Source organism: Klebsiella sp. JN_Kp127, assembly GCF_040062505.1.
Taxonomy (GTDB): Bacteria; Pseudomonadota; Gammaproteobacteria; order Enterobacterales; family Enterobacteriaceae; genus Klebsiella; species Klebsiella quasipneumoniae.
Genome location: NZ_JBEAHS010000054.1, coordinates 233,049 through 254,846 on the forward strand (window position 1 = coordinate 233,049; position 21,798 = coordinate 254,846).

Below are 21,798 nucleotides of genomic sequence, written 5' to 3' on the forward strand. Positions count from 1 at the left end.
CCTGTTTAACCCACCAGCATCGCCTGCGCGCTATAGAGCAGATCAAGGTGGTCGCGGCATAACGCGTCCAGCGAAGTCCGCGATTGATGACTGGTCAGACTTAACGCTCCCCACCAGGTCCCTTCCCTGTCGGTTAACGGTACCGCCAGCACCAGCATACCAATCTCAAACTCCTGCTCGATAGTGGCATAACCCTGACGCCGCACCTGGGCAATCTTCTCCATCAACGACGCGACGTCGGTCACCGTATAGGGCGTGCGTTGTTCCCGGGTAATGCGCTGTAGAACCGCTTCACACTCTGCTTCCGGCAGCGAAGCCAGCCATAACCGCCCCCCGGCGGTACAAAAGATGGGCACCCGCTCCCCAAGCCGAACCGACGTGGAGTTAAATGGCGTGTGACGGCTGCGGGCGATATAGACCAGTTCATCTTCATCCACCACCCCCACCGAGGCGTGCTCCTCGGTCCGGCTGGCGATGTATTCGACAATCGGCCGCACCATGCGGGGAAACTGCGCCGAATCGACGTAGGCCTGACCAAGCCGCAGCGTCTTCGGGGTAAGCCAGTAATAGCGCCCATCGGTTTGCAAATAGCGCTCATGCAGCAGCGTCAACAGAAAACGTCGTGCCGCGCTTTGCGTCAGGCCGCTCATTTTCGCCGCCTGAGCGACGGTGAGCTTTGGGCAGGTTTTAGAAAAAAGCTGGATGAGCGCCAACCCTTTTTGTAAACCGACGATCAGATCGCGAGGATGAATGGTGTTTTGCATATTCGCTCACATTTTTGCAACATCATTATCGATTTCCTGCGATTATCGCAGCGATCGTGCGATTAACAACCGACATGTCCGAATTCTGCGTTGTCGCTCCCAGCTTCCACTGAAATACTTTCACAACATTCATTTAACAAATGAGGTTTGCAATGGTCAGTGGAACTACCCAGGTTGTCGCCGTGATTGGTCATCCGATTGCCCAGGTGAAATCACCGGATAACTTCAACCGCTACTTTGCCGAACAGCACATGGACAGCGTCATGATCCCGGTGGATATCGCCCCGGACGCGGTGGCCGCCTACCTCAACGCCCTGCGCGGCTGGCAGAACATGAGCGGCGTGCTGGTGACGGTGCCGCATAAACAACGCGCCGCCGCGCTGGTCGACGAGCTTACGCCGCGCGCCCGCCGACTCAACGCCATCAATGTGATCCGCAAGCTGGCGGATGGCCGGTTACAGGGCGATATGCTGGACGGCGTCGGCTTTCTGCTCGCCGCCGAGGCTCAGGGTTTTCAGCCGGCAGGTAAGCAGGCGCTGCTCTCCGGTTGCGGCGGCGTCGGCAGCGCCATCGCCTGGGGATTGTGCGAGGCGGGGCTCCGTCAGCTGGCTCTGCACGATCAAAACCCCGCCACCCGGCAACGCCTGCACGATCTTCTGGCTGAAGCCTTTCCGGCGGTGCGACTGAGCGCGCTGCCGGACACCCTGCACGGCGTCGATCTGCTGGTCAACGGCTCGCCGGCCGGCATGGCCGGATTTGATGCGCTGCCCCTGCCGCAGGCGCTGCTGGAGACGCTCGGCAGCGCCACCCACGTGGCTGACGTTGTCACCGCCCCGGTGATGACGCCGTTGCTCACCTTCGCCGCCGCCCGCGGCTGCCGGGTACAGACCGGGCCGGAAATGGCGCTGGCGCAGATGACGCTGATGGGCCAGTTTATCGGCGCCATCCCGCCGGCGCAGGGAGCGGCGGCATGAAGAGCTGGGACGTGATCGTCATCGGCAGCGGCGCCGCTGGCTTTGCCGCCGCGGTCACCGCCAGCTGCAAAGGGCTGTCGGTGCTGATGCTGGAGAAAGCCGGTCAGTTCGGCGGCACCTCGGCCATCTCTGGCGGCGCCGTGTGGCTGCACGATACCGACCAGGCGCGCGCCGCGGGCAAAAGCGGTAGCGCCGAAGCGATCAAAACCTATCTGCGAACCATTATCGGCGAGGCCCACTACCGCGAAGATATCGCCGAGGCGTTTATCAGCGCCGGGCGAGAGGCCCTCGCCTTTCTGGAGCGCGAGGGGGCGGTGAAATATAGCCTGCGCCCACTCTCACCTGATTACTATCCGGATGAGCCCGGCGCCGTCGACGTCGGTCGGGCGCTGGAGGTGGTGGAGTATGACGGCCGTGAACTGGGTGACGCGTTTCGCGACCTGCGTTCGCCGCCGCCGGGGATGCTGCTGTTTGGCGGAATGATGGTCAACCGCGCCGACATTCAACATTTTCTCGATATGCGTCGCTCGCTGCGCTCCCTGGCCCATTGCACCCGACTGCTGCTGCGCTACGCCCGCGACCGGGTGACATACCCTCGCGGCACCCGCCTGGCGATGGGCAATGCGCTGATTGCCCGCATGGCGACCACGGCGCTGCGTAAAGGCATGAGCCTGCGGCTGAATGTCAATGTTCTGGCACTGTGCGAAGCGCAAGGCGCGGTCACCGGGGTAGAGATCGAGTGTCAGGGGCAAAGAGAGACGCTGCACGCCCGGCGCGGAGTGGTGCTGGCCGCAGGCGGTTTTGCCGCTGGCGCGCTGGCGGCGCGCTATCGGCCTGACACCCGAGAGCACTTCACCATGTCGCCGCCGGCCAATGATGGCGCCGCGCTGCGTCTCGCGGCGGCGCTTAACGCTCGCGAGGGAGCCGATCGGGCATCCAACTTTTTCTGGGCGCCGGTATCGGTGCTGACCCGGTCCGACGGCAGCGAGGAGCGCTTCCCCCACCTGGTGACCGACCGGGCCAAGCCGGGCGTGATTGCCGTCAATCAGCGGGCGGTACGCTTCGTTAATGAGTCCAGCTCCTATCACCATTTTGCCAGCGCGATGCAGCGTGCTGCGGAGAATGCCCCCTGCTTTTTACTGTGCGACGCCCAGGCGATGAAGCGTTACGGCCTCGGGCTGGCGCGCCCGGCGCCGGTGAACAATGACGCCCTGATCGCCGCCGGCTATCTGCACAAAGCCGACACCCTGGCCGCGCTGGCGCAGCAGCTTGGGCTGGATGCCCACACCCTGAGCGAGACGGTCGCCCGCTACAATCGTGACGCCGCGCAGGGCGTGGACCGTGAGTTTGCCAAAGGCGGCAACAGCTATAACCGGGCGATGGGCGATCCGGGCCATCACCCTGACGCCTGCAACGCTCCCCTGCTCAGCGCGCCGTTCTATGCCATCAAACTCTATACCGGCGATCTGGGGACTTCCCGGGGTCTGGTCACCACCGCCGATGCCCAGGTCGTCAACGCCGAAGGAAAGCCTATCGCGGGGCTGTACGCGGTGGGAAACGACATGGATTCGCTGATGGCCGGCACCTACCCGGGTCCCGGCATCACCCTTGGCCCGGGGCTGACGTTTGGCTACCTCGCCGCCTGCCATCTGGCGCAACCCGCCACCCACTAATCAGGAAAACATCATGATCTACGAAAAACGCACCTACACCATCAATCCGCTGAAAATGGCCGACTGGCTGGCGCTGTACCAAAGCGATGCCCTGGCGGTGCAAACTGACCATCTCGGCAAACTGATCGGCTTCTTCTTTACCGAGATCGGCGTGGTCAATCAGGTAGTGCACATCTGGGCTTACGAAAGCCTGGACGATCGCCTGGTACGCCGCGCGCGGATGGCCCAGGACGAGCGCTGGCAGACCTTCTCGCGGAAAAATCGCGAACTGGCCGCCGTGGAGCGCCTCGAGTCGGTGCTGATGCGCCCCACCGCCTTTTCACCATTGCAGTAAGGAGTCCATCATGAGCGGGCCTGTGAAGGTGGATATGCTGGTGGTCGGCTCCGGCGCGGCGGGACTCTCTGCCGCGGTCACCGCGGCAATGCACGGCGCCAGCGTCATGGTGGCGGAGAAGGCGTCAGTGCTCGGCGGAACCAGCGCCTGGTCCGGCGGCTGGCTGTGGATCCCCCGTAACCCGCTGGCGCGGGCGGAGGGCATCGACGAAGCGGCCGATGCTCCGCTGACCTATCTGCAGCATGAGATGGGGGGCGAAGCCGCCGACGTTCGCCTGCAGACCTTCCTGCGTCACGGGCCGGAAATGGTGGATTTTTTTCATCAGCGGACGGCGGTGAAGTTTCTGTCAGGCAGCGCTATGCCGGATTTTCACGCGTCGCCGGGCGCGGCGAACGGTGGGCGGTCGGTGACCGCTCAGCCCTACGATGGCCGCCTGCTCGGCGACTGGCTCCACCGACTGCGCCCGCCGCTGGAGACCATCAGCCTGGCCGGGATGGGCATCGCCGGCGGCGCGGACATGGCGCATTTTTTTAACGCCACCCGCTCGCCGCGCTCCGCGCTGTATGCCGCCCGCCGCCTGCTGCGCCACGGCTGGCAGCGGTTGCGCGCCGGACGGGGGCAGCATCTGGTCAATGGCAATGCGCTGGTCGCCCGTCTGCTGCGATCCGCCCTCGACGCCGGAGTGCGCTTTCAACTCAATGCGCCTGCGGTTCGGCTGCTGCAGGGGCCGCAGGGCGTGTCCGGCGCGGTGCTGCGCAGCGATGACGGGGAGATGCACGTCGAAGCGGGCGCCGTGGTGCTCGCCTGCGGCGGTTTTCCCCACGATCGGCAGCGCCTGGCGCAGGTGGTGCCTCACGCCGCGGAGGGCTACGGCCATTTCTCCGCCGCGCCGCCTGACAATCAGGGCGAGGGGATCCGCCTTGGCGAATCCGTCGGCGGCCAGTTCGATACCCGCCTGCGCCACCCGCTGGCCTGGGCGCCGGTGTCCCGCGTCACCCTCGCCAGCGGCCAGCAGCTGATGTTTCCCCATCTGGTGGAGCGAGCCAAGCCCGGGGTGATCGCCGTCCTGCCTAACGGCAAACGCTTTGTTAACGAGGCCGACTCCTATCACGACTTTATCGCCGCCCTGCTGGCGGCGACGCCCACGGGCGACACGCCGCAGGCCTGGCTGCTGGCCGATCGGCGCGCGCTGCGCCGCTATGGCCTGGGCCACGCCAGGCCCTTCCCGTTCACCCCTACCGCCTGGCTGCGTACCGGCTATCTGCTGCGAGGAAACACCCTGGCCGAGCTGGCGAAACGGTGCGCCATCGATACCGATGCGCTGGCGGAAACCGTTGAACGCTTTAATCACTTCGCCAGCACCGGTGAAGACGTCGATTTTCACCGCGGCGCATCGGCCTATAACCGCGCGCAGGGTGACCATCAGGTGACGCTCGGACCGCTGCGCGAAGGGCCGTTCTACGCGGTGCGCATTCTGCCCGGCTCGCTGGGCACCTTCAGCGGATTGCAAACCGACGCACACGCTCGGGTGCTGGACGGGCAGCAGCAGCCGATACCGGGCCTGTTCGCCATCGGCAACGACATGTCGAGCGTGATGCGCGGCTATTACCCCAGCGGAGGGATCACCCTCGGGCCGGCGATGACCTTCGGCTACCTGGTGGGCAAAAAACTGGCTGAAAACACAATAAAAACAGAGCAATAACAACCAGGGACGGCAATAACCCTGGCTAACTTCACCTGCAACTGAACCGGAGCCATTTATGAACATGCGTACCCTATCGCTCGCCGCGCTGAGCCTGCTCGATGTCTCTCCCCCCGAACAGGTGCGGATAGCGGCCAGAACCGGTTTTACCCACGTGGGTCTGCGGCTGCTGCCCGCCACCCCCGCCGACCCGGACTACGATATGCTGGGCGATACCCCCGCCGTCCGCGCGACCCTGGCCGCGCTGATGGAAACCGGCATCCGCGTCTCGGACGTGGAGATCGTCCGCCTGAGCCCGGGGTTTACCCTCGACGATCGGCTGCAGCGCTTTATGGAGACCGCCGCGCGGCTTGGCGCCGGGCAGGTGTTAGTCGCCGGGAATGACGACAACCTGCAGCGCAGCGCCGACAACCTGGCCACACTCGCCGCGGCCGGCCGCCCGTTTGGCCTGACCATGAACCTTGAGCCAATGCCCTGGACCCAGCTGCGCACGATCGCCGATGCGCAGGCGCTGATCGCCGCCAGCGGGCGGGAGGATATTGGCATCCTGGTGGACGCCCTTCATTTCTGGCGCGCGGGAGAATCGCTCGCCGCCCTCTCCAGCCTGCCCGCGCATCATCTGAACTATATGCAGCTCTGCGATGGCGCGGCGCAGCGGCCGGAAAGCGAGCAGGAGCTCATCCGCCAGGCCCGCTCAGCGCGCAACGTGCCGGGGGAAGGCGGTTTGGATCTGCACGGTCTGATGTCGGCTCTGCCGGCGACGCTGCCGGTCTCCCTCGAGGTGCCGCTCGACGGCGAGCAGGGCGCCCTGCCGCCCCTCCAGCGGGCGCAATTACTGTTCACTGCCGCGCAGCCCTACCTGCGCTCCTGCGCATAAGGAATCCGCTATGACACAGACTCAACGCCTGGATGTCAGAGAGTTAATTAACCGTAACCCGCTGAGCCGCTTTCAAAAGCAGATTATTTTTCTCGGCTTTTGCGTTATCGCTCTCGATGGGTTTGATATCGCGATCATGGGCTTTATCGCCCCGACGCTGAAGCTGGAGTGGGGGGTAAGCAACCACCAGCTGGGCCTGGTGATCAGCGCCGCGCTGATCGGCCTCGCGCTGGGCGCTATTTTCTCTGGCCCGCTCGCCGACTGGCTGGGACGCAAAAAGATCATCATCAACAGCGTCTTTTTCTTCGGCTTCTGGACCATCGCCACCGCCTTCTCGCACAACATTGAGCAGATGATGTTCTTCCGCTTTATGACCGGCCTTGGACTGGGCGCCGCGATGCCGAACATCGGGACGCTGGTGTCGGAATACGCTCCGGAACGCCAGCGCTCATTTATTATTACCGTCATCTTCTGCGGCTTCACCTTCGGCGCGGCGGCCGGAGGATTCACCGCATCATGGCTGATCCCGCAGTTTGGCTGGCACTCGCTGATGGCGCTCGGCGGCATTCTGCCGCTGCTGTTTGCCCCCCTGCTTATCTGGCGGTTGCCGGAATCGGTTCGTTTTCTGGTGATCAAACAAGCGCCAGCGGCGCGCATTCGCGCCATCCTTAATCGTCTTTATCCCGGACAAATCAGCGACAACGTGACGTTTATCCTGCCGGCGCAGCCGGCGGCCGGCAACGCGATGCGCATTGTGCTCTCCCGCCAGTACGGCTTTGGCTCGTTGATGCTATGGCTGGTCTATTTTATGGGGCTGTTCCTGGTCTATATTCTCGGCAGCTGGCTGCCAACGCTGGTTAAGGAGGTCGGGCTTACCGTCAGCCAGGCGGCCGTGATGACGGCGATCTACCAGGCGGGAGGCACACTCGGCTCGCTGTTTGCCGGCTGGCTGATGGACCGCATCAATCCCCATCGCGCGCTGGGAATGATCTACGCCGTCGGCGGCCTGTTTACCATGGCGATGGGCTACGCCGCGGGCAGCTTTGCCTTGCTCTGCATGCTGGCGTTTATCAGCGGCGCCTGCCTGAACGGCGCCAATACGGGCATGAACGCCCTCTCCGCCCGTTACTACCCCACGCAGGCGCGGGCGACCGGCTCCAGCTGGATGCACGGCGTCGGGCGGATCGGCGCGATCCTCAGCGCCTTTGCCGGCGCTGAGATGATGGCGCTCAACCTGCCCTTCGAAAGCGTCTTTTTGATCCTCGGCATCCCGGCTGCCCTCACCGTCGCAGGCCTGGCGGCGAAGGGCATCTTCGCCGCAGGTAATCCTCCCGCCGCTTCGCCAGCCCCCGCGTCTGTGCGCGGAGCGTAATGCGGTATCCTTCCTCCGGTGCAATCTGCGGATTGCACCGCGCGCTGCGGCTAAAAAGAACATTTATTTCATCTTGCCGTGTAACGAAAAGTACTCCGCAACCGTCCGGCCTGCACCCATTGCCGTTGTTTCCCCTCTCCTCTTTTCAATCCAGCAGAAAATAAACTTCTGCTTATTCGATCCCCTTCGCATATATGAAAAATAAATTCCACATAACAATTGAAACAGAACAAACATTTCCTTAAGTTTAGGTCAGTTTATCCGGATGCGCGTTGCCGCAGGCGTCGGCATTGAGCGCCTCAGAGTGCGAATGATTTCAAAAAGGAGAGCACCATGTTAAACGGTCTGAAACCCTTATCCCGTTCCCTGCGTTGGGGCATGGTCGGCGGCGGGGGAACCAGCCAGATCGGCTACAGCCACCGCTGTGCGGCGCTGCGTGACAATGTTTACACCCTGCTGGCCGGCGCGCTTGACGTTGATGCCGAGCGCGGGCGCGCGTTTGGTGAGCAGCTGGGCATCGCGCCGGAGCGCTGCTACGCCGACTACCAGACCCTGTTTCGTGAAGAAGCCCGCCGTCCTGACGGGATCGAGGTCGTCTCGGTCACCACCCCGAACAATACCCATTTCGCCATCACCAAAGCGGCGCTGGAAGCGGGCCTCCACGTCATCTGTGAAAAGCCCCTCTGCTTTACCGCCGAAGAGGCGCGCGAGCTGGTGGACCTGAGCAAAAAACAGAACAAAATCGTCGGCGTCACCTACGGCTACGCCGGCTATCAGATGATCCAGCAGGCGCGGCAGATGATTGCCGATGGGCTGCTCGGCGAGATCCGCATCGTCAATATGCAGTTCGCCCACGGCTTTCATAACCAGGCCGTCGAGCTGCAGGCAGAATCCACCCGCTGGCGCGTAACGCCGAAGTTCGCCGGGCCCAGCTATGTGCTGGGGGATCTGGCCACCCATCCCCTGTTTGTCGCCGAAACCATGGCGCCGCAGCTCAATATCAAACGGCTGATGTGCTCCCGCCAGAGCTTTGTCCCCTCCCGCGCGCCGCTGGAAGATAACGCCTTTGTCCTGATGGAGTATGACAACGGCGCGGTTGGCTCGATGTGGACCAGCGCGGTGAACAGCGGCGCCATGCACTCGCAAAAAGTGCGCATCGTCGGCGAAAAGGCGAGTATCGAATGGTGGGATGAGCATCCTAACCAGCTCAGCTATGAGGTGCAGGGCGAGCCGGCGCGCATTCTGGAACGCGGGATGCCCTACCTGAGCGCAAACGCGCTGGCGGACGATCGCATCGGCGGCGGCCACCCGGAAGGGCTGTTTGAAGCCTGGGCCAATCTCTATCGCCGCTATGCGCAGGCGATTGACGCCACGGACCGTGACGATCGCGCCTTCCTGCAAGACTTCTGGTATCCGGACGTCGAAGCCGGGCTGCACGGCGTCTACTGGGTCGAGCAGTGCGTCAAATCGGCTGATGCCGGCAGCCAGTGGGTTGACTTTACTTTACCTTAATTTTCCCCCTCGCCAGTGGAGTCCCCCTCCACTGGTTTATTGATTTTTACCAACTTGTCGCATCACGCAACAGCCCCGTAATATCTGTTAAACAAACATTTATTTACGCTTCTTACCCCCCGCCGCTACACTAGGCGCAGTTTTTATATTGAGGTGGTAATGAACGATAACAAAATGACGCCAGGGGAACTGCGCGCGACCTGGGGTTTGGGGACGGTATTCTCCCTGCGCATGCTTGGCATGTTTATGGTCCTGCCGGTTCTGACCACGTATGGCATGGCATTGCAGGGCGCCAGTGAAGCGCTGATTGGCCTGGCGATCGGCATCTACGGTCTGGCGCAGGCGGTGTTCCAGATCCCCTTCGGACTGTTATCTGACCGTATTGGCCGTAAGCCGTTGATCGTCGGCGGCCTGCTTATCTTCGTGCTCGGCAGCGTCATCGCCGCGCTCACCGACTCCATTTGGGGCATCATTCTTGGCCGCGCCCTGCAGGGTTCCGGCGCCATCGCCGCCGCGGTCATGGCCCTGCTCTCCGATCTCACCCGCGAACAGAACCGCACCAAAGCGATGGCGTTTATTGGCGTCAGCTTCGGCGTCACTTTCGCTATCGCCATGGTGCTGGGGCCGATTATTACCCATCAGCTGGGCCTGCACGCCCTGTTCTGGATGATCGCCATCCTGGCGACCGTCGGCATCCTGCTCACCCTGTGGGTGGTTCCCAACAGCCAGAATCATGTGCTTAACCGCGAATCCGGGATGGTGAAAGGCTGCTTTAGCAAGGTGCTGGCGGAGCCGCGCCTGCTGAAGCTCAACTTTGGCATCATGTGCCTGCACATCATGCTGATGTCCACGTTTGTCGCGCTACCCGGACAGCTGGAGGCCGCCGGCTTCCCGGCCGCCGAGCACTGGAAGATTTACCTGGTCACCATGGTTATCTCCTTCATCTCGGTGGTGCCGTTTATTATCTACGCCGAAGTGAAGCGCAAGATGAAGCGCGTCTTTTTGCTCTGCGTGGCCATCCTGCTGATTGCGGAAATTGTCCTCTGGGGCGCCGGAGGCTACTTCTGGGAACTGGTAGCGGGCGTTCAGCTCTTCTTCCTGGCGTTTAACCTGCTGGAAGCGCTACTGCCGTCATTGATTAGCAAAGAGTCGCCGGCGGGCTATAAAGGCACCGCGATGGGCGTCTACTCCACCAGCCAGTTCCTCGGGGTGGCGATTGGCGGCGCCCTTGGCGGCTGGGTCGATGGTTTCTTTGATTCACAGACCGTGTTTCTGCTGGGCGCGCTGCTGGCGATGCTGTGGCTGCTGGTGGCCAGCACCATGAGCGAGCCGCCCTACGTCAGCAGTCTGCGGGTGGAGGTACCGGACGGCGTGGTGGTCGACAGCGCGCTGCAGGCGCGTCTGCTCAGCGCCAGCGGGGTTCATCAGGCGCTGGTGGTGCCCGAGGAGCGTTCGGTGTATATCAAAATCGACAGCAAGGTCACCAACCGCTTCGAGATAGAGCAGCTCATCAAAGGGGTATAAAAAAAGCGGGGAATTCCCCGCTTTTTGCTGTCAGTCTGCCGCCTTAGTCGCGGAAGTTTTTGAACTGGAACGGTTGTCCCAGATCGCCACCACGCACCAGCGCCATCACCGACTGCAGATCGTCGCGGGACTTACCGGTCACGCGGATCTCTTCGCCCTGAATCTGGGCCTGCACTTTCAGCTTGCTGTCTTTGATCAGTTTAACGATCTTCTTCTGCACCGCGCTTTCAATGCCCTGTTTCAGCTTCGCTTCAACAAACCAGGTTTTACCGCTGTGTACGATATCTTCCGGCACGTCGAGGGAGGTGCCTTCAATGCCGCGCTTGAGCAGCTTGGCGCGCAGGATATCCAGCAGCTGATTCACCTGGAAGTCAGACTCGCTCAGCACTTTAATGGTCTTGTTGGCGTCGTTTAATTCAAACGTGGCTTCAACGCCACGAAAATCAAAACGCGACTCGACTTCGCGGCTCGCGTTGTCCACCGCGTTACGGGCTTCCTGAAGATCAACTTCAGAGACAATATCGAAAGATGGCATCTTTTCCTCTCCTTCCGTTTCTTTTGCGTTGCATAATACCTGCAACGCGGCATAACTCAACTTGTTATCCCGGAAGCTTAGCTGATTACGCAACGCTCGCGCTATTTTCCCCATGCTGCCCGACGACGCCGAACCCCCCTTTCCGTCCGACGATGCGAAAAGCGACGAGATATACTTTAGCCATCAGCGCCTGGGGTAGCGGCAGATGAGGAGGAACAATGAAAGTAACCGTACTGGGATGCGGTGCACTGGGACAACTATGGCTGACCGCGTTGTGCAAACAGGGACATGAAGTCCAGGGCTGGCTACGCGTACCGCAGCCATTCTGTAGCGTCAACGTCATTGAAACCGACGGCTCGGTGTTCAACGAGTCGCTGACGGCCAACGACCCCGATTTTCTTGCCAGCAGCGAGCTGCTGATTGTCACCTTAAAAGCCTGGCAGGTTTCAAACGCGGTGAAGCACCTGGCCGCGATCCTGCCGGTCACCACGCCGATTGTGCTGGTGCATAACGGCATGGGAACCGTCGAGGAGCTGCGCAGCGTGAAACAGCCGTTGCTGCTGGCCTCCACCACCCAGGCGGCGCGCCGCGACGGGAATGTCATCATCCACGTCGCCCAGGGCACCACGCATATCGGGCCGGCGAAAAGCTACGAAGAGGACTACAGCTACCTCGCTGAAGTGCTGCAGAGCGTGCTGCCGGATGTCGCCTGGCACAACAATATCTTCTCGGCCACCTGGCGCAAGCTGGCGGTTAACTGCGTGATTAACCCCCTGACCGCGCTAAAAGGATGTAAAAACGGCGATCTGCGCGACTATCCGCAGGAAGTTGCGGCCATTTGTCGCGAGGTGGCGGCAGTGATGGAGCGCGAAGGTATTCATACCTCGGCGGAAAACCTGCTATTTTATGTCGAACAGGTGATTGAAAGTACGGCAGAAAATATCTCATCCATGCTGCAGGACGTTCGCGCCCAGCGGCACACGGAGATCGACTATATCACCGGTTTTCTGCTCAACCGCGCCCGCGCCCACGGCGTTGCCGTACCGGAAAACGCCCGCTTATTTGAACTGGTCAAGCGTAAGGAGAATGAATATGAGCGCGTCGGCACTGATTTGCCTCGCCCCTGGTAGCGAAGAGACCGAAGCGGTCACCACCATCGACCTGCTGGTTCGCGGCGGAGTCAAAGTGACCACCGCCAGCGTCGCCAGCGACGGCAATCTGACCATCGTCTGCTCGCGCGGCGTCAAACTGCTGGCGGATGCCCCGCTGGTCGAGGTGGCCGATGGCGATTTCGATATCATCGTCCTCCCGGGCGGTATCAAGGGCGCAGAGTGCTTCCGCGACAGCCCGTTGCTGGTGGAAACCGTCCGACAGTTCCATCTCTCCGGGCGCATTGTGGCCGCCATCTGTGCCGCCCCGGCGACCGTGCTGGTGCCCCATCAGCTGTTCCCGATCGGCAACATGACCGGTTTTCCGGCGCTGAAGGATCATATCCCCGCCGATCAGTGGCAGGATAAACGGGTGGTCTGGGATCCACGGGTGAATCTGTTAACCAGCCAGGCGCCGGGAACATCGATTGATTTCGCCCTGAAAATGATCGATCTGCTGGTGGGGCGCGAGAAAGCGTATGAAGTCGCCTCGCAGCTGGTGATGGCCGCCGGCATCTATAATTACTACGAAGCCTGATAGCCGGTCCGCGCCGCGGACTGGCTCCCCCTTTTCCTGAGGAGTCGTAGCATGTCCCGTAGCGCAACCGATTCTCGCGATCTTGTTATCAGCCGCCTGCTCAGCGCGCCCGTCCCTGCCCTGTGGCGCGCGTGGGCCGACCCGGCATTACTCAAAACCTGGTGGTGCCCGAAGCCCTGGCAAACCGAGGTGCTGGCCTTTGATTTTCGCGCCGGCGGGGCCTTTCACACCGTGATGCACGGCCCTGACGGTGAACGCAGCGATAACCCCGGCTGTTTTCTTGAGGTTATCCCGCAACAAAAAATCGTCATGACCTCGATGCTGACGGCGGATTATCGTCCCGCCGTTTCCCCCTTCGCGATGACGGCCATCATCACCTTTGCCGATGAACAGGGCGGGTGTCGCTATACGGCCACGGTGCTGCATGCCGACGATGAAACCCGCGAGCAGCATGAGCAGATGGGATTTTTCGAGGGCTGGAATATTGTCATCGATCAGCTGAATGACCTGGCGCTGACCCTGCGCTAATACACGCCCCTGCCAATAGTAAAAAGGCCTTCCATCAGGGAAGGCCTTTTGCATCATAACAACCTGTTACGGGCGATAAACTTTTACGTTGCTGAAACCCTGCTCGCGCAGATAAAGCGCCTGCAGACGGCTCATCACCCCGCGTTCGCACCACAGCAGCCAGGTTTTGCTCTGATCGAGATCGCCAAATTTGGTGCTCAGCTTGTAGAACGGCAGGGAAACGACCTCAACCCCCTCGACCTTCAGCGGCTTGTCTTCCTGCTCGTCGATGGAGCGAATATCGAGGATCGCATCGTTGGCGCCAAAGCCGGTCACGGTTTCCACTTCCACCACCGTCTCTTCCGTCTGCTGGGCGATTTCGCGGATATCGATATTGCTCGCCTCTTCCACCACTTTATCGAGGATGCTGAAATCGAAGTGTTCTTCTTCCGCTTCAATCTTCGCCTTCACCGCCTTCACGGTCGGGCTTTTGGAGATCACGCCGCAGTACTCCGGCATGGTGCGGGCGAAATCTTCCGTGCCGATCTCGCGGGCCAGGTCGATGATGTGCTCTTTATCGTGCGAAATCAGCGGACGCAGGATCAGGGTATCGGAGACGTTGTCGATCAGGCGCAGGTTGGTGAGAGTCTGACTGGAGACCTGGCCCAGCGCTTCGCCGGTGACCAGCGCCTGCACGCCGTAGCGTTCCGCGACCTTTGACGCGGCGCGGACCATCATGCGCTTGAGCACCACGCCCATCTGACCGTCATCCACTTTTTCGAGGATTTCGCCGACCACCGGCTCAAAGTTAATCGCCACAAAGCGAACGCGGTGCGAGCTGCCGAAGCGGTTCCACAGATAATGCGCGACCTGGCGGACGCCAATCTCATGGGCGGCGCCGCCAAGGTTAAAGAAGCAGTAGTGCACACGGCAGCCGCGGCGCATCAGCATGTAGCTGGAGACGCCGGAGTCAAAGCCGCCGGAAATCAGCGACAGCACATCTTCCTGCGTGCCGATCGGGAAGCCGCCGATACCTTCATAGCGGCCTTTCACCAGCAGCAGGCGATCGTTTTCAATCTCAAGATTGACGGTGACGTCCGGGTCGGTCAGCTTCACGCGCGCCGTTTCAATATGCTGATTCAGGCCGCCGCCGACGTAGCGCTCCACCTCAATTGAGGTGAATTCATGTTTGCCGCGACGCTTCACCCGCACGCAGAAGGTTTTGCCTTCCAGCGCCTCGCGCCACAGCGGCAGCGTCTGCTCAAAAATATCGTGCAGCGAGGTGAACGGTACGTCTTCGACTTCCAGAATATGGTGGATGCCGGGAATACGGGTCAGCGCATCGCGAATAGCCGGGCGCTGATTTTCATCTTTCGCGCGAACTTCGATATGATCCCAATGACGAACGACGGCCAGCGTCTCGTCATAGTTTTTGAGAACGTTACGAATGTTCCCGGTTAAGATTTTAATGAAGCGCAACCGCACAGATTGGCTTTTGATGGTGATTTCCGGGAACAATTTAATGATAAACTTCATGGCGACAATAGTTCGTTGGCAAGCCCGACGGGGCTTTAAGCAAAAGTTGTAAAGCAGCGCACACCGGTGCCTGCATCCTGGGCGCGGAGTATATCACCATTGCGCGTTATTTGCTTACACGCGTGACTTCGTTACCATACCCGGTATTGCCGTCGCGACATAACAAGAGTCTACATTCACTATGCCAAAGAAAAATGAGGCCCCGGCCAGCTTTGAAACTGCGCTGGGCGAACTGGAGCAGATCGTTAACCGTCTGGAAAGCGGCGATTTGCCGTTAGAAGAAGCGCTCAGCGAATTTGAGCGCGGGGTCCAGCTGGCCCGCCAGGGGCAAAGCCAGCTACAGCAGGCCGAACAGCGCGTGCAGATCCTGCTGGCGGATAGTGAAGATTCCCCGACCACGCCTTTTACGCCGGACGCTGAATAAATGGATTTCCCGCAACAATTGCAGGCCTGTGTGGAACAGGCTAACGAGGCGCTGCGCCGTTTTATCGCGCCGCAGCCCTTTCAGAACACTCCGCTGGTGGAAGCGATGCATTATGGCGCACTCTTAGGCGGTAAACGCCTGCGTCCCTTCCTTGTCTACGCTACCGGCGAGATGTTCGGCGTGAGCCGCACCACGCTGGACGCCCCTGCCGCCGCGGTCGAATGCATTCATGCTTATTCCCTGATGCATGATGATTTGCCGGCGATGGATGATGACGATCTGCGTCGCGGACTGCCGACCTGCCATATTAAATTTGGCGAAGCCAACGCAATTCTTGCGGGAGATGCCCTGCAAACGCTGGCGTTTTCTATACTCAGTGATGCGCCGATGACGGACGTCCCTGACCGGGATCGTCTGGCGATGGTTTCCGAACTGGCGCAGGCCAGCGGCGTGGCGGGCATGTGCGGCGGCCAGGCGCTGGATCTGCAGGCGGAAGGACAGCAGGTGAATCTGCAGGCGCTGGAGCGTATCCACCGCCACAAAACGGGCGCGCTGATCCGCGCCGCCGTCCGCATGGGGGCGCTGAGCGCTGGCGAACGTGGGCGCGCCGCCCTTCCCGCGCTGGATCGCTATGCGGAAAATATCGGCCTGGCCTTCCAGGTCCAGGATGACATTCTCGACGTGGTAGGGGATACTGCGACCCTTGGCAAACGTCAGGGTGCCGACCAGCAATTGGGTAAAAGCACCTATCCCGCCCTCCTGGGCCTTGAGCAAGCCCGGAAGAAAGCGCACGACCTGATCGCTGATGCCCGCCGGTCGTTAGATGAACTGGCCGCACAATCTCTGGATACTTCGGCACTGGAAGCGCTCGCGAATTACATTATTCAGCGCGATAAATAAACAATAAATGAGTCTCTGATGAGTTTTGATATTGCCAAATACCCGACCCTGGCGCTGGTAGATTCCACCCAGGAGTTGCGCCTGTTGCCAAAAGAGAGCCTGCCGAAGCTGTGTGATGAGCTGCGGCGCTACCTGCTGGACAGCGTCAGCCGCTCCAGCGGTCACTTTGCCTCTGGCCTCGGCACCGTGGAACTGACCGTGGCGCTGCACTACGTCTATAACACGCCCTTCGATCGCCTGATCTGGGACGTCGGCCACCAGGCCTACCCGCATAAAATTCTGACCGGCCGCCGCGACAAAATCGGCACCATTCGCCAGAAAGGCGGCCTGCACCCCTTCCCGTGGCGCGGTGAGAGCGAGTACGACGTACTGAGCGTCGGTCACTCCTCCACCTCCATTTCCGCTGGCATCGGGGTGGCTATCGCCGCCGCGAAAGAGGATAAGCAGCGGCGCGCGGTGTGCGTGATTGGCGACGGGGCGATCACCGCCGGCATGGCGTTTGAGGCGATGAACCACGCCGGAGATATCAAACCCGATCTGCTGGTGGTGCTGAATGACAATGAAATGTCGATCTCCGAGAACGTCGGCGCGCTGAACAATCATCTGGCGCAGCTGCTCTCCGGTAAGCTCTACTCCACCCTGCGCGAAGGCGGCAAAAAGGTCTTCTCCGGCGTACCGCCGATTAAAGAGCTGCTTAAGCGGACCGAAGAGCATATCAAAGGCATGGTGGTGCCTGGGACGCTGTTTGAAGAGCTGGGCTTTAACTATATCGGCCCGGTGGATGGCCACGATGTGCTCGGTCTGGTCAGCACTCTGAAGAACATGCGTGACCTGAAGGGCCCGCAGTTCCTGCATATTATGACCAAAAAAGGCCGCGGCTATGAGCCCGCCGAGAAAGACCCGATCACTTTCCACGCGGTGCCGAAGTTCGACCATACCAGCGGCGTGCTGCCCAAAAGCAGCGGCGGTCTCCCCTCCTACTCGAAAATCTTCGGCGACTGGCTGTGCGAAACGGCGGCCAAAGATAGCAAGCTGATGGCCATCACCCCGGCGATGCGCGAAGGTTCAGGGATGGTGGAATTTTCGAAGAAATTCCCCGATCAGTACTTTGACGTCGCCATCGCCGAGCAGCATGCGGTCACCTTCGCCGCCGGACTGGCGATTGGCGACTACAAGCCCGTCGTCGCCATCTACTCCACGTTCCTGCAGCGAGCCTACGATCAGGTGATCCACGATGTGGCTATTCAGAAGCTGCCGGTGCTGTTTGCCATCGACCGCGCCGGGATTGTCGGCGCAGACGGCCAGACGCATCAGGGGGCGTTCGATCTCTCCTTCCTGCGCTGTATTCCGGATATGGTGGTGATGACGCCGAGCGATGAAAATGAATGCCGCCAGATGCTGCACACCGGCTACCACTACAGCGACGGACCCTGCGCGGTGCGCTATCCGCGCGGCAGCGGCACCGGCGCGACGCTGGAGCCGCTGGCATCGCTGCCGATCGGCAAAGGGGTCGTGAAGCGCCAGGGCGAGAAGGTAGCGATCCTTAACTTCGGCACCCTGCTGCCGGAAGCCGCGGCGGTGGCGGACAAACTCAACGCCACCCTGGTGGATATGCGCTTTGTGAAGCCGCTGGATACCGCGCTGATCCTGCAGCTGGCAGGCGAGCACGACGTTCTGGTGACGCTGGAAGAGAACGCCATTATGGGCGGCGCCGGCAGCGGCGTGAATGAAGTGCTGATGGCCCATCGCCGGGCGGTACCGGTACTCAATATTGGCCTGCCGGATGTCTTTATTCCGCAGGGCACTCAGGAAGAGATCCGCGCCGACCTCGGCCTTGATGCCGCCGGCATTGAAGCCAAAATCCTCGACTGGCTGGCATAATCGCCCCTCCCGCTCCTGCTATGCTTAAGGGATACCCTTGATGAATAGCAGGAGCGCACTATGCACTATATCCCCCTCGGCGATACTGCCTTACGTGTTTCCCGACTCTGCCTCGGCTGCATGACCTTCGGCGAGCCGGACCGCGGCAGGCACGCCTGGACGCTTCCGGAAGAGAGCAGTCGCCCGCTCATTCAGCACGCCATTGAAGGCGGCATCAACTTCTTCGATACCGCAAACAGCTACTCCGACGGCAGCAGCGAAGAGATCGTCGGCCGCGCCCTGCGCGACTTTGCCCGCCGCGATGAGGTGATTGTCGCCACCAAGGTCTATCACCAGGTCGGCGATCTGGCGGAAGGGCTTTCCCGGGCGCAGATCCTGCGCTCCATCGACGACAGCCTGCGCCGTCTCGGGATGGACTATGTCGACCTGCTGCAGATCCACCGCTGGGACTACAGCACCCCGATTGAAGAGACGCTCGAAGCGCTGGACGAGGTGGTGAAAGCCGGCAAAGCGCGCTATATCGGCGCCTCGTCCATGCATGCCCGGCAGTTTGCCCAGGCGCTGGCGCTTCAGCAGCAGAACGGCTGGGCGCGCTTCGTCACCATGCAGGATCACTACAACCTGATTTACCGGGAAGAAGAGAATGAGATGCTGCCCCTGTGCCAGCGTAACGGCGTGGCGGTGATCCCGTGGAGCCCGCTGGCGCGCGGCAGGCTGACCCGCCCATGGGGTGAGACCACCGCCCGGCTGGTCTCGGATGAGTTCGGCAAATCGCTTTACAGCACCAGCGAAGAGAACGACGCGCAGATCGCCGGGAATCTCGCGGACGTGGCGGAAGAGCTCGACGCCAGTCGCGCACAGGTCGCCCTCGCCTGGCTGTTAAGCAAGCCCGGCGTCGCCGCGCCGATTATCGGTCCGTCGCGTCAGGAGCAGCTCGATGACCTGCTGCAGGCGGTGGATTTGACGCTATCTTCGGAACAGATCGACAAACTGGAGGCGCCCTATCAGCCGCATCCGGTGGTGGGATTTAAGTGACGGGCGTGATTTCCCCGACAGCATGGCGCTGCCGGGGAGCAGCGGTCAAAGCAGACCGATCGGCCAGTGATGGCCAATAACATACAGCACGCCGGCGGAGATCACGCCGGCGACGATATCGTCCACCATGATCCCCATTCCGCCGTGAATATTGCGGTCAAACCAGCGAATCGGCCACGGTTTCCACATATCGAAGATACGGAAAATGACGAAGCCGGCGGCCACCCACTGCCAGTCGAGGGTCGGCAGCGCCATCAGGGTGATCCACATCCCGACGAACTCGTCCCAGACGATGCTGCCGTGGTCATGGGTGCCCATATCTTTGGCCGTGCGATGGCACAGATAGACTCCGATACAGATGCTCATCATCACCACCAGCGAGTAGAGCTGCCAGGGGAGAAAAGTCATCAGATACCAGAACGGGATCGCCGCCAGCGAGCCCATCGTCCCCGGCACCACCGGGCTTAAGCCGCTGCCAAAGCCGGTCGCCAGCAGATGCCACGGATTACGCATACTCAGGCGGCTAAGCGCCTCGTCTCGACTACGCAAAGTGATCGTATCCCTTTAAATCAAGCGTGACCGGCTTACCGTCACGGATAAACTGCAAACCTTCGCTCTCCGGCGCAATCTGTCCGATACAGGTAAAACGCGCGCCTAGATGGCCAAGGGCCACGTCCAGCGCCCCGCGGTTCAGTTCCGGTACGGTAAAGCACAGTTCGTAATCTTCTCCACCGGCGAGCGCCCAGCGCAGCGCCTGCTCGGGCTCAACCTGGCGCAGCATGGCGTCGGAGTACGGCATGGCATCAAGATCGATGCGCGCGCCGCAGTCGCTGGCTTTGAGAATATGACCCAGATCGGAGATCAGGCCGTCGGAGAGATCGATGGCCGACGTCGCCAGGTCGCGCAGCGCCTGGCCCTGCAGCACGCGGGGCATCGGACGCAGGTGACGGGCCAGCAGGTAATCGGCATCCGTCGGCGCATCCACCGTCAGACGGTTCTGCAACAGCGCCAGGCCGGCGGCGCTGTCCCCCGGGGTGCCGGTGACATAGATCCAGTCTCCCGGCTTCGCGCCTGAACGTTTCATGGCGCGCCCTGGCGGCACAAAGCCGTGGATACCCAGGGTCATGGCGAGCGGGCCGCGGGTGGTGTCGCCGCCAATCAGCTGCATATCGTAGTAGTCAAGCTGGACAAACAGGCTGTCGCTGAAGGCTTCCAGCCAGGCTTCATCCACCTCCGGCAAGGTCAGCGCCAGGGTGAGCCACGCCGGCTCCGCGCCCATCGCCGCGAGGTCGCTCAGGTTTACCGCCAGCGCTTTATAGGCGAGGTCGGCCGGGTCGATATCGGGTAAGAAGTGATTGCCCGCCACCAGAGTGTCGGTGCTGATTGCCAGCGTTTTTTTCTCGGGAATATTCAGGAGAGCGCAGTCGTCGCCGATACCGGTTTCGACATCAAGACGAGCGCTTTTAACGCGATCAAAATAACGGGCAATCAGGGAGAATTCGCCACATGCCATACGTTATGCCTCAGCAAAATAATAAATAAGGCCGGGTTGCGAGGCGACCCTCGCAAAACCCGGCCTGCAGTTTACTTCTTGTGGGGACGAATTACCGGAGCCGCTTTGTCCAGCACGCCGTTGACGAACTTGTGGCTATCTTCAGCGCCGAAGGTTTTCGCCAGTTCGATAGCTTCATTGATGGCCACTTTATACGGTACGTCATCACGTTTGGATAGCTCAAACAGCGCGATACGCAGCACCGCTTTTTCCACCTGACCCAGCTCTTCCAGCTGACGGGACAGGTAGGGCTTCATCAGGCCGTCGAGGTACGCGCTGTTAGTCGCCACTCCGGACAGCAGTTCGCGGAAATACAGAACATCAACATCTTTTACGTCCTGTTCCGCCAGGAACTGGTATTCGACATCAGCGATGTCGTTGTGGGACAACTGCCAGGAGTAGAGCGCCTGAACGGCACACTCACGGGCGCGGCGACGAGCAGCAGGTTTCACGGAATTCCCCTTACAAAAATCAGGCCTTGATGGCTTTCAATACGTTAATCATTTCCAGCGCGGTCAGCGCAGCTTCTGCGCCTTTGTTACCGGCTTTGGTGCCAGCGCGCTCGATGGCTTGTTCAATACTTTCAGTGGTCAGAACACCAAAGGCTACCGGGATTTCGCTGTCCTGAGCGACGTGCGCCAGGCCATTGCTGGCACCGCCAGCCACATATTCAAAGTGGGCGGTACCGCCGCGAATCACCGTACCCAGCGCAATCACCGCGTCATATTTACCGGTTTTCGCCAGTGCGCCAGCCGCCAGCGGCAGCTCGTACGCGCCTGGAACCCAAACAACGGTGATGTTTTCATCTTTTACCTGACCAATGCGTTTCAGGGCGTCAATCGCACCTTCCAGCAGGCTGTCATTGATAAAGTTGTTGAAACGCGCAATGGTGATGGCGACGCGAGCGTCCGGGGTAGCAACGTTAGCTTCAATAATGTTCATACTCTTCCTTCGGGTTCATGTGCCCCGCAAGGGGGGCGGATTTTATCATATTATTCTGAGCGCTGCTT

Annotated in this window: 22 protein-coding genes; 15 read left to right on the plus strand and 7 right to left on the minus strand. The window is 60.9% G+C overall.

Annotation, left to right across the window (positions count from 1 at the left end):
- Positions 1-5 precede the first annotated feature (5 nt).
- Positions 6-764 (minus strand): IclR family transcriptional regulator C-terminal domain-containing protein, encoded by a 759-nt coding sequence (locus tag ABLV04_RS25185; RefSeq protein WP_023288610.1) that lies wholly within the window; start codon positions 762-764, stop codon positions 6-8.
- Positions 765-916: 152 nt separating this feature from the next.
- Between ABLV04_RS25185 and ABLV04_RS25190 the strand changes: the two genes are divergently transcribed.
- The 8 genes from ABLV04_RS25190 (at position 917) to ABLV04_RS25225 (ending at position 10,732) form a co-directional block, all read left to right on the plus strand.
- Positions 917-1,738, plus strand: coding sequence for a shikimate dehydrogenase (locus tag ABLV04_RS25190; RefSeq protein WP_048296853.1), 822 nt, complete (start codon positions 917-919; stop codon positions 1,736-1,738).
- Positions 1,735-3,411: an FAD-dependent oxidoreductase gene (locus tag ABLV04_RS25195; RefSeq protein WP_180266057.1), complete on the plus strand. Its 1,677-nt coding sequence runs from the start codon at positions 1,735-1,737 to the stop codon at positions 3,409-3,411. Before ABLV04_RS25190 ends, ABLV04_RS25195 begins: the two co-directional genes overlap by 4 nt.
- A 13-nt stretch (positions 3,412-3,424) precedes the next feature.
- Positions 3,425-3,745 carry an NIPSNAP family protein gene (locus tag ABLV04_RS25200; RefSeq protein ID WP_004204812.1) on the plus strand — a complete coding sequence of 107 codons (321 nt, stop codon included), beginning with the start codon at positions 3,425-3,427 and terminating at the stop codon, positions 3,743-3,745.
- A gap of 10 nt (positions 3,746-3,755) precedes the next feature.
- On the plus strand, positions 3,756-5,447 hold the full coding sequence (locus tag ABLV04_RS25205) for an FAD-dependent oxidoreductase (protein WP_180266056.1): 1,692 nt from the start codon (positions 3,756-3,758) through the stop codon (positions 5,445-5,447).
- Between the two features lie 58 nt (positions 5,448-5,505).
- Positions 5,506-6,324 carry a TIM barrel protein gene (locus ABLV04_RS25210; RefSeq protein WP_032453585.1) on the plus strand — a complete coding sequence of 273 codons (819 nt, stop codon included), beginning with the start codon at positions 5,506-5,508 and terminating at the stop codon, positions 6,322-6,324.
- Between the two features lie 10 nt (positions 6,325-6,334).
- Positions 6,335-7,696: an aromatic acid/H+ symport family MFS transporter gene (locus tag ABLV04_RS25215; RefSeq protein ID WP_017898923.1), complete on the plus strand. Its 1,362-nt coding sequence runs from the start codon at positions 6,335-6,337 to the stop codon at positions 7,694-7,696.
- A gap of 333 nt (positions 7,697-8,029) precedes the next feature.
- A complete protein-coding gene (locus ABLV04_RS25220) occupies positions 8,030-9,208 on the plus strand; it encodes a Gfo/Idh/MocA family oxidoreductase (protein ID WP_023288604.1) in 1,179 nt (392 codons plus the stop codon).
- A gap of 159 nt (positions 9,209-9,367) precedes the next feature.
- A complete protein-coding gene (locus ABLV04_RS25225) occupies positions 9,368-10,732 on the plus strand; it encodes an MFS transporter (protein ID WP_023288603.1) in 1,365 nt (454 codons plus the stop codon).
- A 43-nt stretch (positions 10,733-10,775) separates the two neighbouring features.
- On the opposite strand, the gene ABLV04_RS25230 is transcribed toward ABLV04_RS25225, so the two are convergent.
- Positions 10,776-11,267, minus strand: a complete 492-nt coding sequence (locus tag ABLV04_RS25230) for a YajQ family cyclic di-GMP-binding protein (protein ID WP_002891465.1) — start codon at positions 11,265-11,267, stop codon at positions 10,776-10,778.
- 218 nt (positions 11,268-11,485) lie between these two features.
- On the opposite strand from ABLV04_RS25230, the gene panE reads away from it, so the two are divergent.
- From panE to ABLV04_RS25245, 3 genes are read left to right on the plus strand one after another with little or no spacing between them, the layout of a single operon-like run.
- The gene (panE, locus tag ABLV04_RS25235) at positions 11,486-12,397 is read left to right on the plus strand and encodes a 2-dehydropantoate 2-reductase (protein ID WP_023288602.1); all 912 of its coding nucleotides are present in this window, start codon (positions 11,486-11,488) and stop codon (positions 12,395-12,397) included.
- Positions 12,360-12,953: a protein deglycase YajL gene (gene yajL / locus ABLV04_RS25240; RefSeq protein ID WP_023288601.1), complete on the plus strand. Its 594-nt coding sequence runs from the start codon at positions 12,360-12,362 to the stop codon at positions 12,951-12,953. The genes panE and yajL overlap by 38 nt, the downstream gene beginning before the upstream one ends.
- A gap of 51 nt (positions 12,954-13,004) precedes the next feature.
- On the plus strand, positions 13,005-13,481 hold the full coding sequence (locus tag ABLV04_RS25245; RefSeq protein WP_023288600.1) for an SRPBCC family protein: 477 nt from the start codon (positions 13,005-13,007) through the stop codon (positions 13,479-13,481).
- A gap of 66 nt (positions 13,482-13,547) precedes the next feature.
- Here the strand turns inward: ABLV04_RS25245 and thiI are convergent, their stop codons facing one another.
- A complete protein-coding gene (thiI, locus tag ABLV04_RS25250; protein WP_004151340.1) occupies positions 13,548-14,996 on the minus strand; it encodes a tRNA uracil 4-sulfurtransferase ThiI in 1,449 nt (482 codons plus the stop codon).
- A 181-nt stretch (positions 14,997-15,177) separates the two neighbouring features.
- Between thiI and xseB the strand changes: the two genes are divergently transcribed.
- The 4 genes from xseB to ABLV04_RS25270 are packed head-to-tail and all read left to right on the plus strand — an operon-like array spanning position 15,178 to position 19,236.
- Positions 15,178-15,420 (plus strand): exodeoxyribonuclease VII small subunit, encoded by a 243-nt coding sequence (gene xseB, locus ABLV04_RS25255; protein ID WP_004204824.1) that lies wholly within the window; start codon positions 15,178-15,180, stop codon positions 15,418-15,420.
- Entirely contained in the window at positions 15,421-16,320 is a 900-nt protein-coding gene (gene ispA, locus ABLV04_RS25260) for a (2E,6E)-farnesyl diphosphate synthase (RefSeq protein ID WP_004204826.1), read from the plus strand.
- 18 nt (positions 16,321-16,338) lie between these two features.
- On the plus strand, positions 16,339-18,201 hold the full coding sequence (dxs, locus tag ABLV04_RS25265; protein ID WP_023288599.1) for a 1-deoxy-D-xylulose-5-phosphate synthase: 1,863 nt from the start codon (positions 16,339-16,341) through the stop codon (positions 18,199-18,201).
- A 60-nt stretch (positions 18,202-18,261) separates the two neighbouring features.
- Complete coding sequence (locus ABLV04_RS25270) at positions 18,262-19,236, plus strand: aldo/keto reductase (protein WP_023288598.1); 975 nt, start codon at positions 18,262-18,264, stop codon at positions 19,234-19,236.
- 45 nt (positions 19,237-19,281) lie between these two features.
- On the opposite strand, the gene pgpA is transcribed toward ABLV04_RS25270, so the two are convergent.
- The 4 genes from pgpA to ribE form a co-directional block, all read right to left on the minus strand.
- Positions 19,282-19,785 (minus strand): phosphatidylglycerophosphatase A, encoded by a 504-nt coding sequence (gene pgpA / locus ABLV04_RS25275; RefSeq protein ID WP_004177266.1) that lies wholly within the window; start codon positions 19,783-19,785, stop codon positions 19,282-19,284.
- Positions 19,778-20,749: a thiamine-phosphate kinase gene (gene thiL, locus ABLV04_RS25280; protein WP_023288597.1), complete on the minus strand. Its 972-nt coding sequence runs from the start codon at positions 20,747-20,749 to the stop codon at positions 19,778-19,780. The genes pgpA and thiL overlap by 8 nt, the downstream gene beginning before the upstream one ends.
- A 71-nt stretch (positions 20,750-20,820) precedes the next feature.
- Positions 20,821-21,240, minus strand: a complete 420-nt coding sequence (gene nusB / locus ABLV04_RS25285) for a transcription antitermination factor NusB (RefSeq protein WP_002891356.1) — start codon at positions 21,238-21,240, stop codon at positions 20,821-20,823.
- Positions 21,241-21,259: 19 nt separating this feature from the next.
- A complete protein-coding gene (gene ribE / locus ABLV04_RS25290) occupies positions 21,260-21,730 on the minus strand; it encodes a 6,7-dimethyl-8-ribityllumazine synthase (protein ID WP_001021161.1) in 471 nt (156 codons plus the stop codon).
- Positions 21,731-21,798: the final 68 nt, after the last annotated feature.

Bases quoted from the DNA above. Each gene is read 5' to 3' on its own strand.
- ABLV04_RS25185 (WP_023288610.1), bottom strand. From the start codon at position 764: ATGCAAAACACCATTCATCCTCGCGATCTGATCGTCGGTTTACAAAAA.
- ABLV04_RS25190 (WP_048296853.1), top strand. From the start codon at position 917: ATGGTCAGTGGAACTACCCAGGTTGTCGCCGTGATTGGTCATCCGATT.
- ABLV04_RS25195 (WP_180266057.1), top strand. From the start codon at position 1,735: ATGAAGAGCTGGGACGTGATCGTCATCGGCAGCGGCGCCGCTGGCTTT.
- ABLV04_RS25200 (WP_004204812.1), top strand. From the start codon at position 3,425: ATGATCTACGAAAAACGCACCTACACCATCAATCCGCTGAAAATGGCC.
- ABLV04_RS25205 (WP_180266056.1), top strand. From the start codon at position 3,756: ATGAGCGGGCCTGTGAAGGTGGATATGCTGGTGGTCGGCTCCGGCGCG.
- ABLV04_RS25210 (WP_032453585.1), top strand. From the start codon at position 5,506: ATGAACATGCGTACCCTATCGCTCGCCGCGCTGAGCCTGCTCGATGTC.
- ABLV04_RS25215 (WP_017898923.1), top strand. From the start codon at position 6,335: ATGACACAGACTCAACGCCTGGATGTCAGAGAGTTAATTAACCGTAAC.
- ABLV04_RS25220 (WP_023288604.1), top strand. From the start codon at position 8,030: ATGTTAAACGGTCTGAAACCCTTATCCCGTTCCCTGCGTTGGGGCATG.
- ABLV04_RS25225 (WP_023288603.1), top strand. From the start codon at position 9,368: ATGAACGATAACAAAATGACGCCAGGGGAACTGCGCGCGACCTGGGGT.
- ABLV04_RS25230 (WP_002891465.1), bottom strand. From the start codon at position 11,267: ATGCCATCTTTCGATATTGTCTCTGAAGTTGATCTTCAGGAAGCCCGT.
- panE (WP_023288602.1), top strand. From the start codon at position 11,486: ATGAAAGTAACCGTACTGGGATGCGGTGCACTGGGACAACTATGGCTG.
- yajL (WP_023288601.1), top strand. From the start codon at position 12,360: ATGAGCGCGTCGGCACTGATTTGCCTCGCCCCTGGTAGCGAAGAGACC.
- ABLV04_RS25245 (WP_023288600.1), top strand. From the start codon at position 13,005: ATGTCCCGTAGCGCAACCGATTCTCGCGATCTTGTTATCAGCCGCCTG.
- thiI (WP_004151340.1), bottom strand. From the start codon at position 14,996: ATGAAGTTTATCATTAAATTGTTCCCGGAAATCACCATCAAAAGCCAA.
- xseB (WP_004204824.1), top strand. From the start codon at position 15,178: ATGCCAAAGAAAAATGAGGCCCCGGCCAGCTTTGAAACTGCGCTGGGC.
- ispA (WP_004204826.1), top strand. From the start codon at position 15,421: ATGGATTTCCCGCAACAATTGCAGGCCTGTGTGGAACAGGCTAACGAG.
- dxs (WP_023288599.1), top strand. From the start codon at position 16,339: ATGAGTTTTGATATTGCCAAATACCCGACCCTGGCGCTGGTAGATTCC.
- ABLV04_RS25270 (WP_023288598.1), top strand. From the start codon at position 18,262: ATGCACTATATCCCCCTCGGCGATACTGCCTTACGTGTTTCCCGACTC.
- thiL (WP_023288597.1), bottom strand. From the start codon at position 20,749: ATGGCATGTGGCGAATTCTCCCTGATTGCCCGTTATTTTGATCGCGTT.
- ribE (WP_001021161.1), bottom strand. From the start codon at position 21,730: ATGAACATTATTGAAGCTAACGTTGCTACCCCGGACGCTCGCGTCGCC.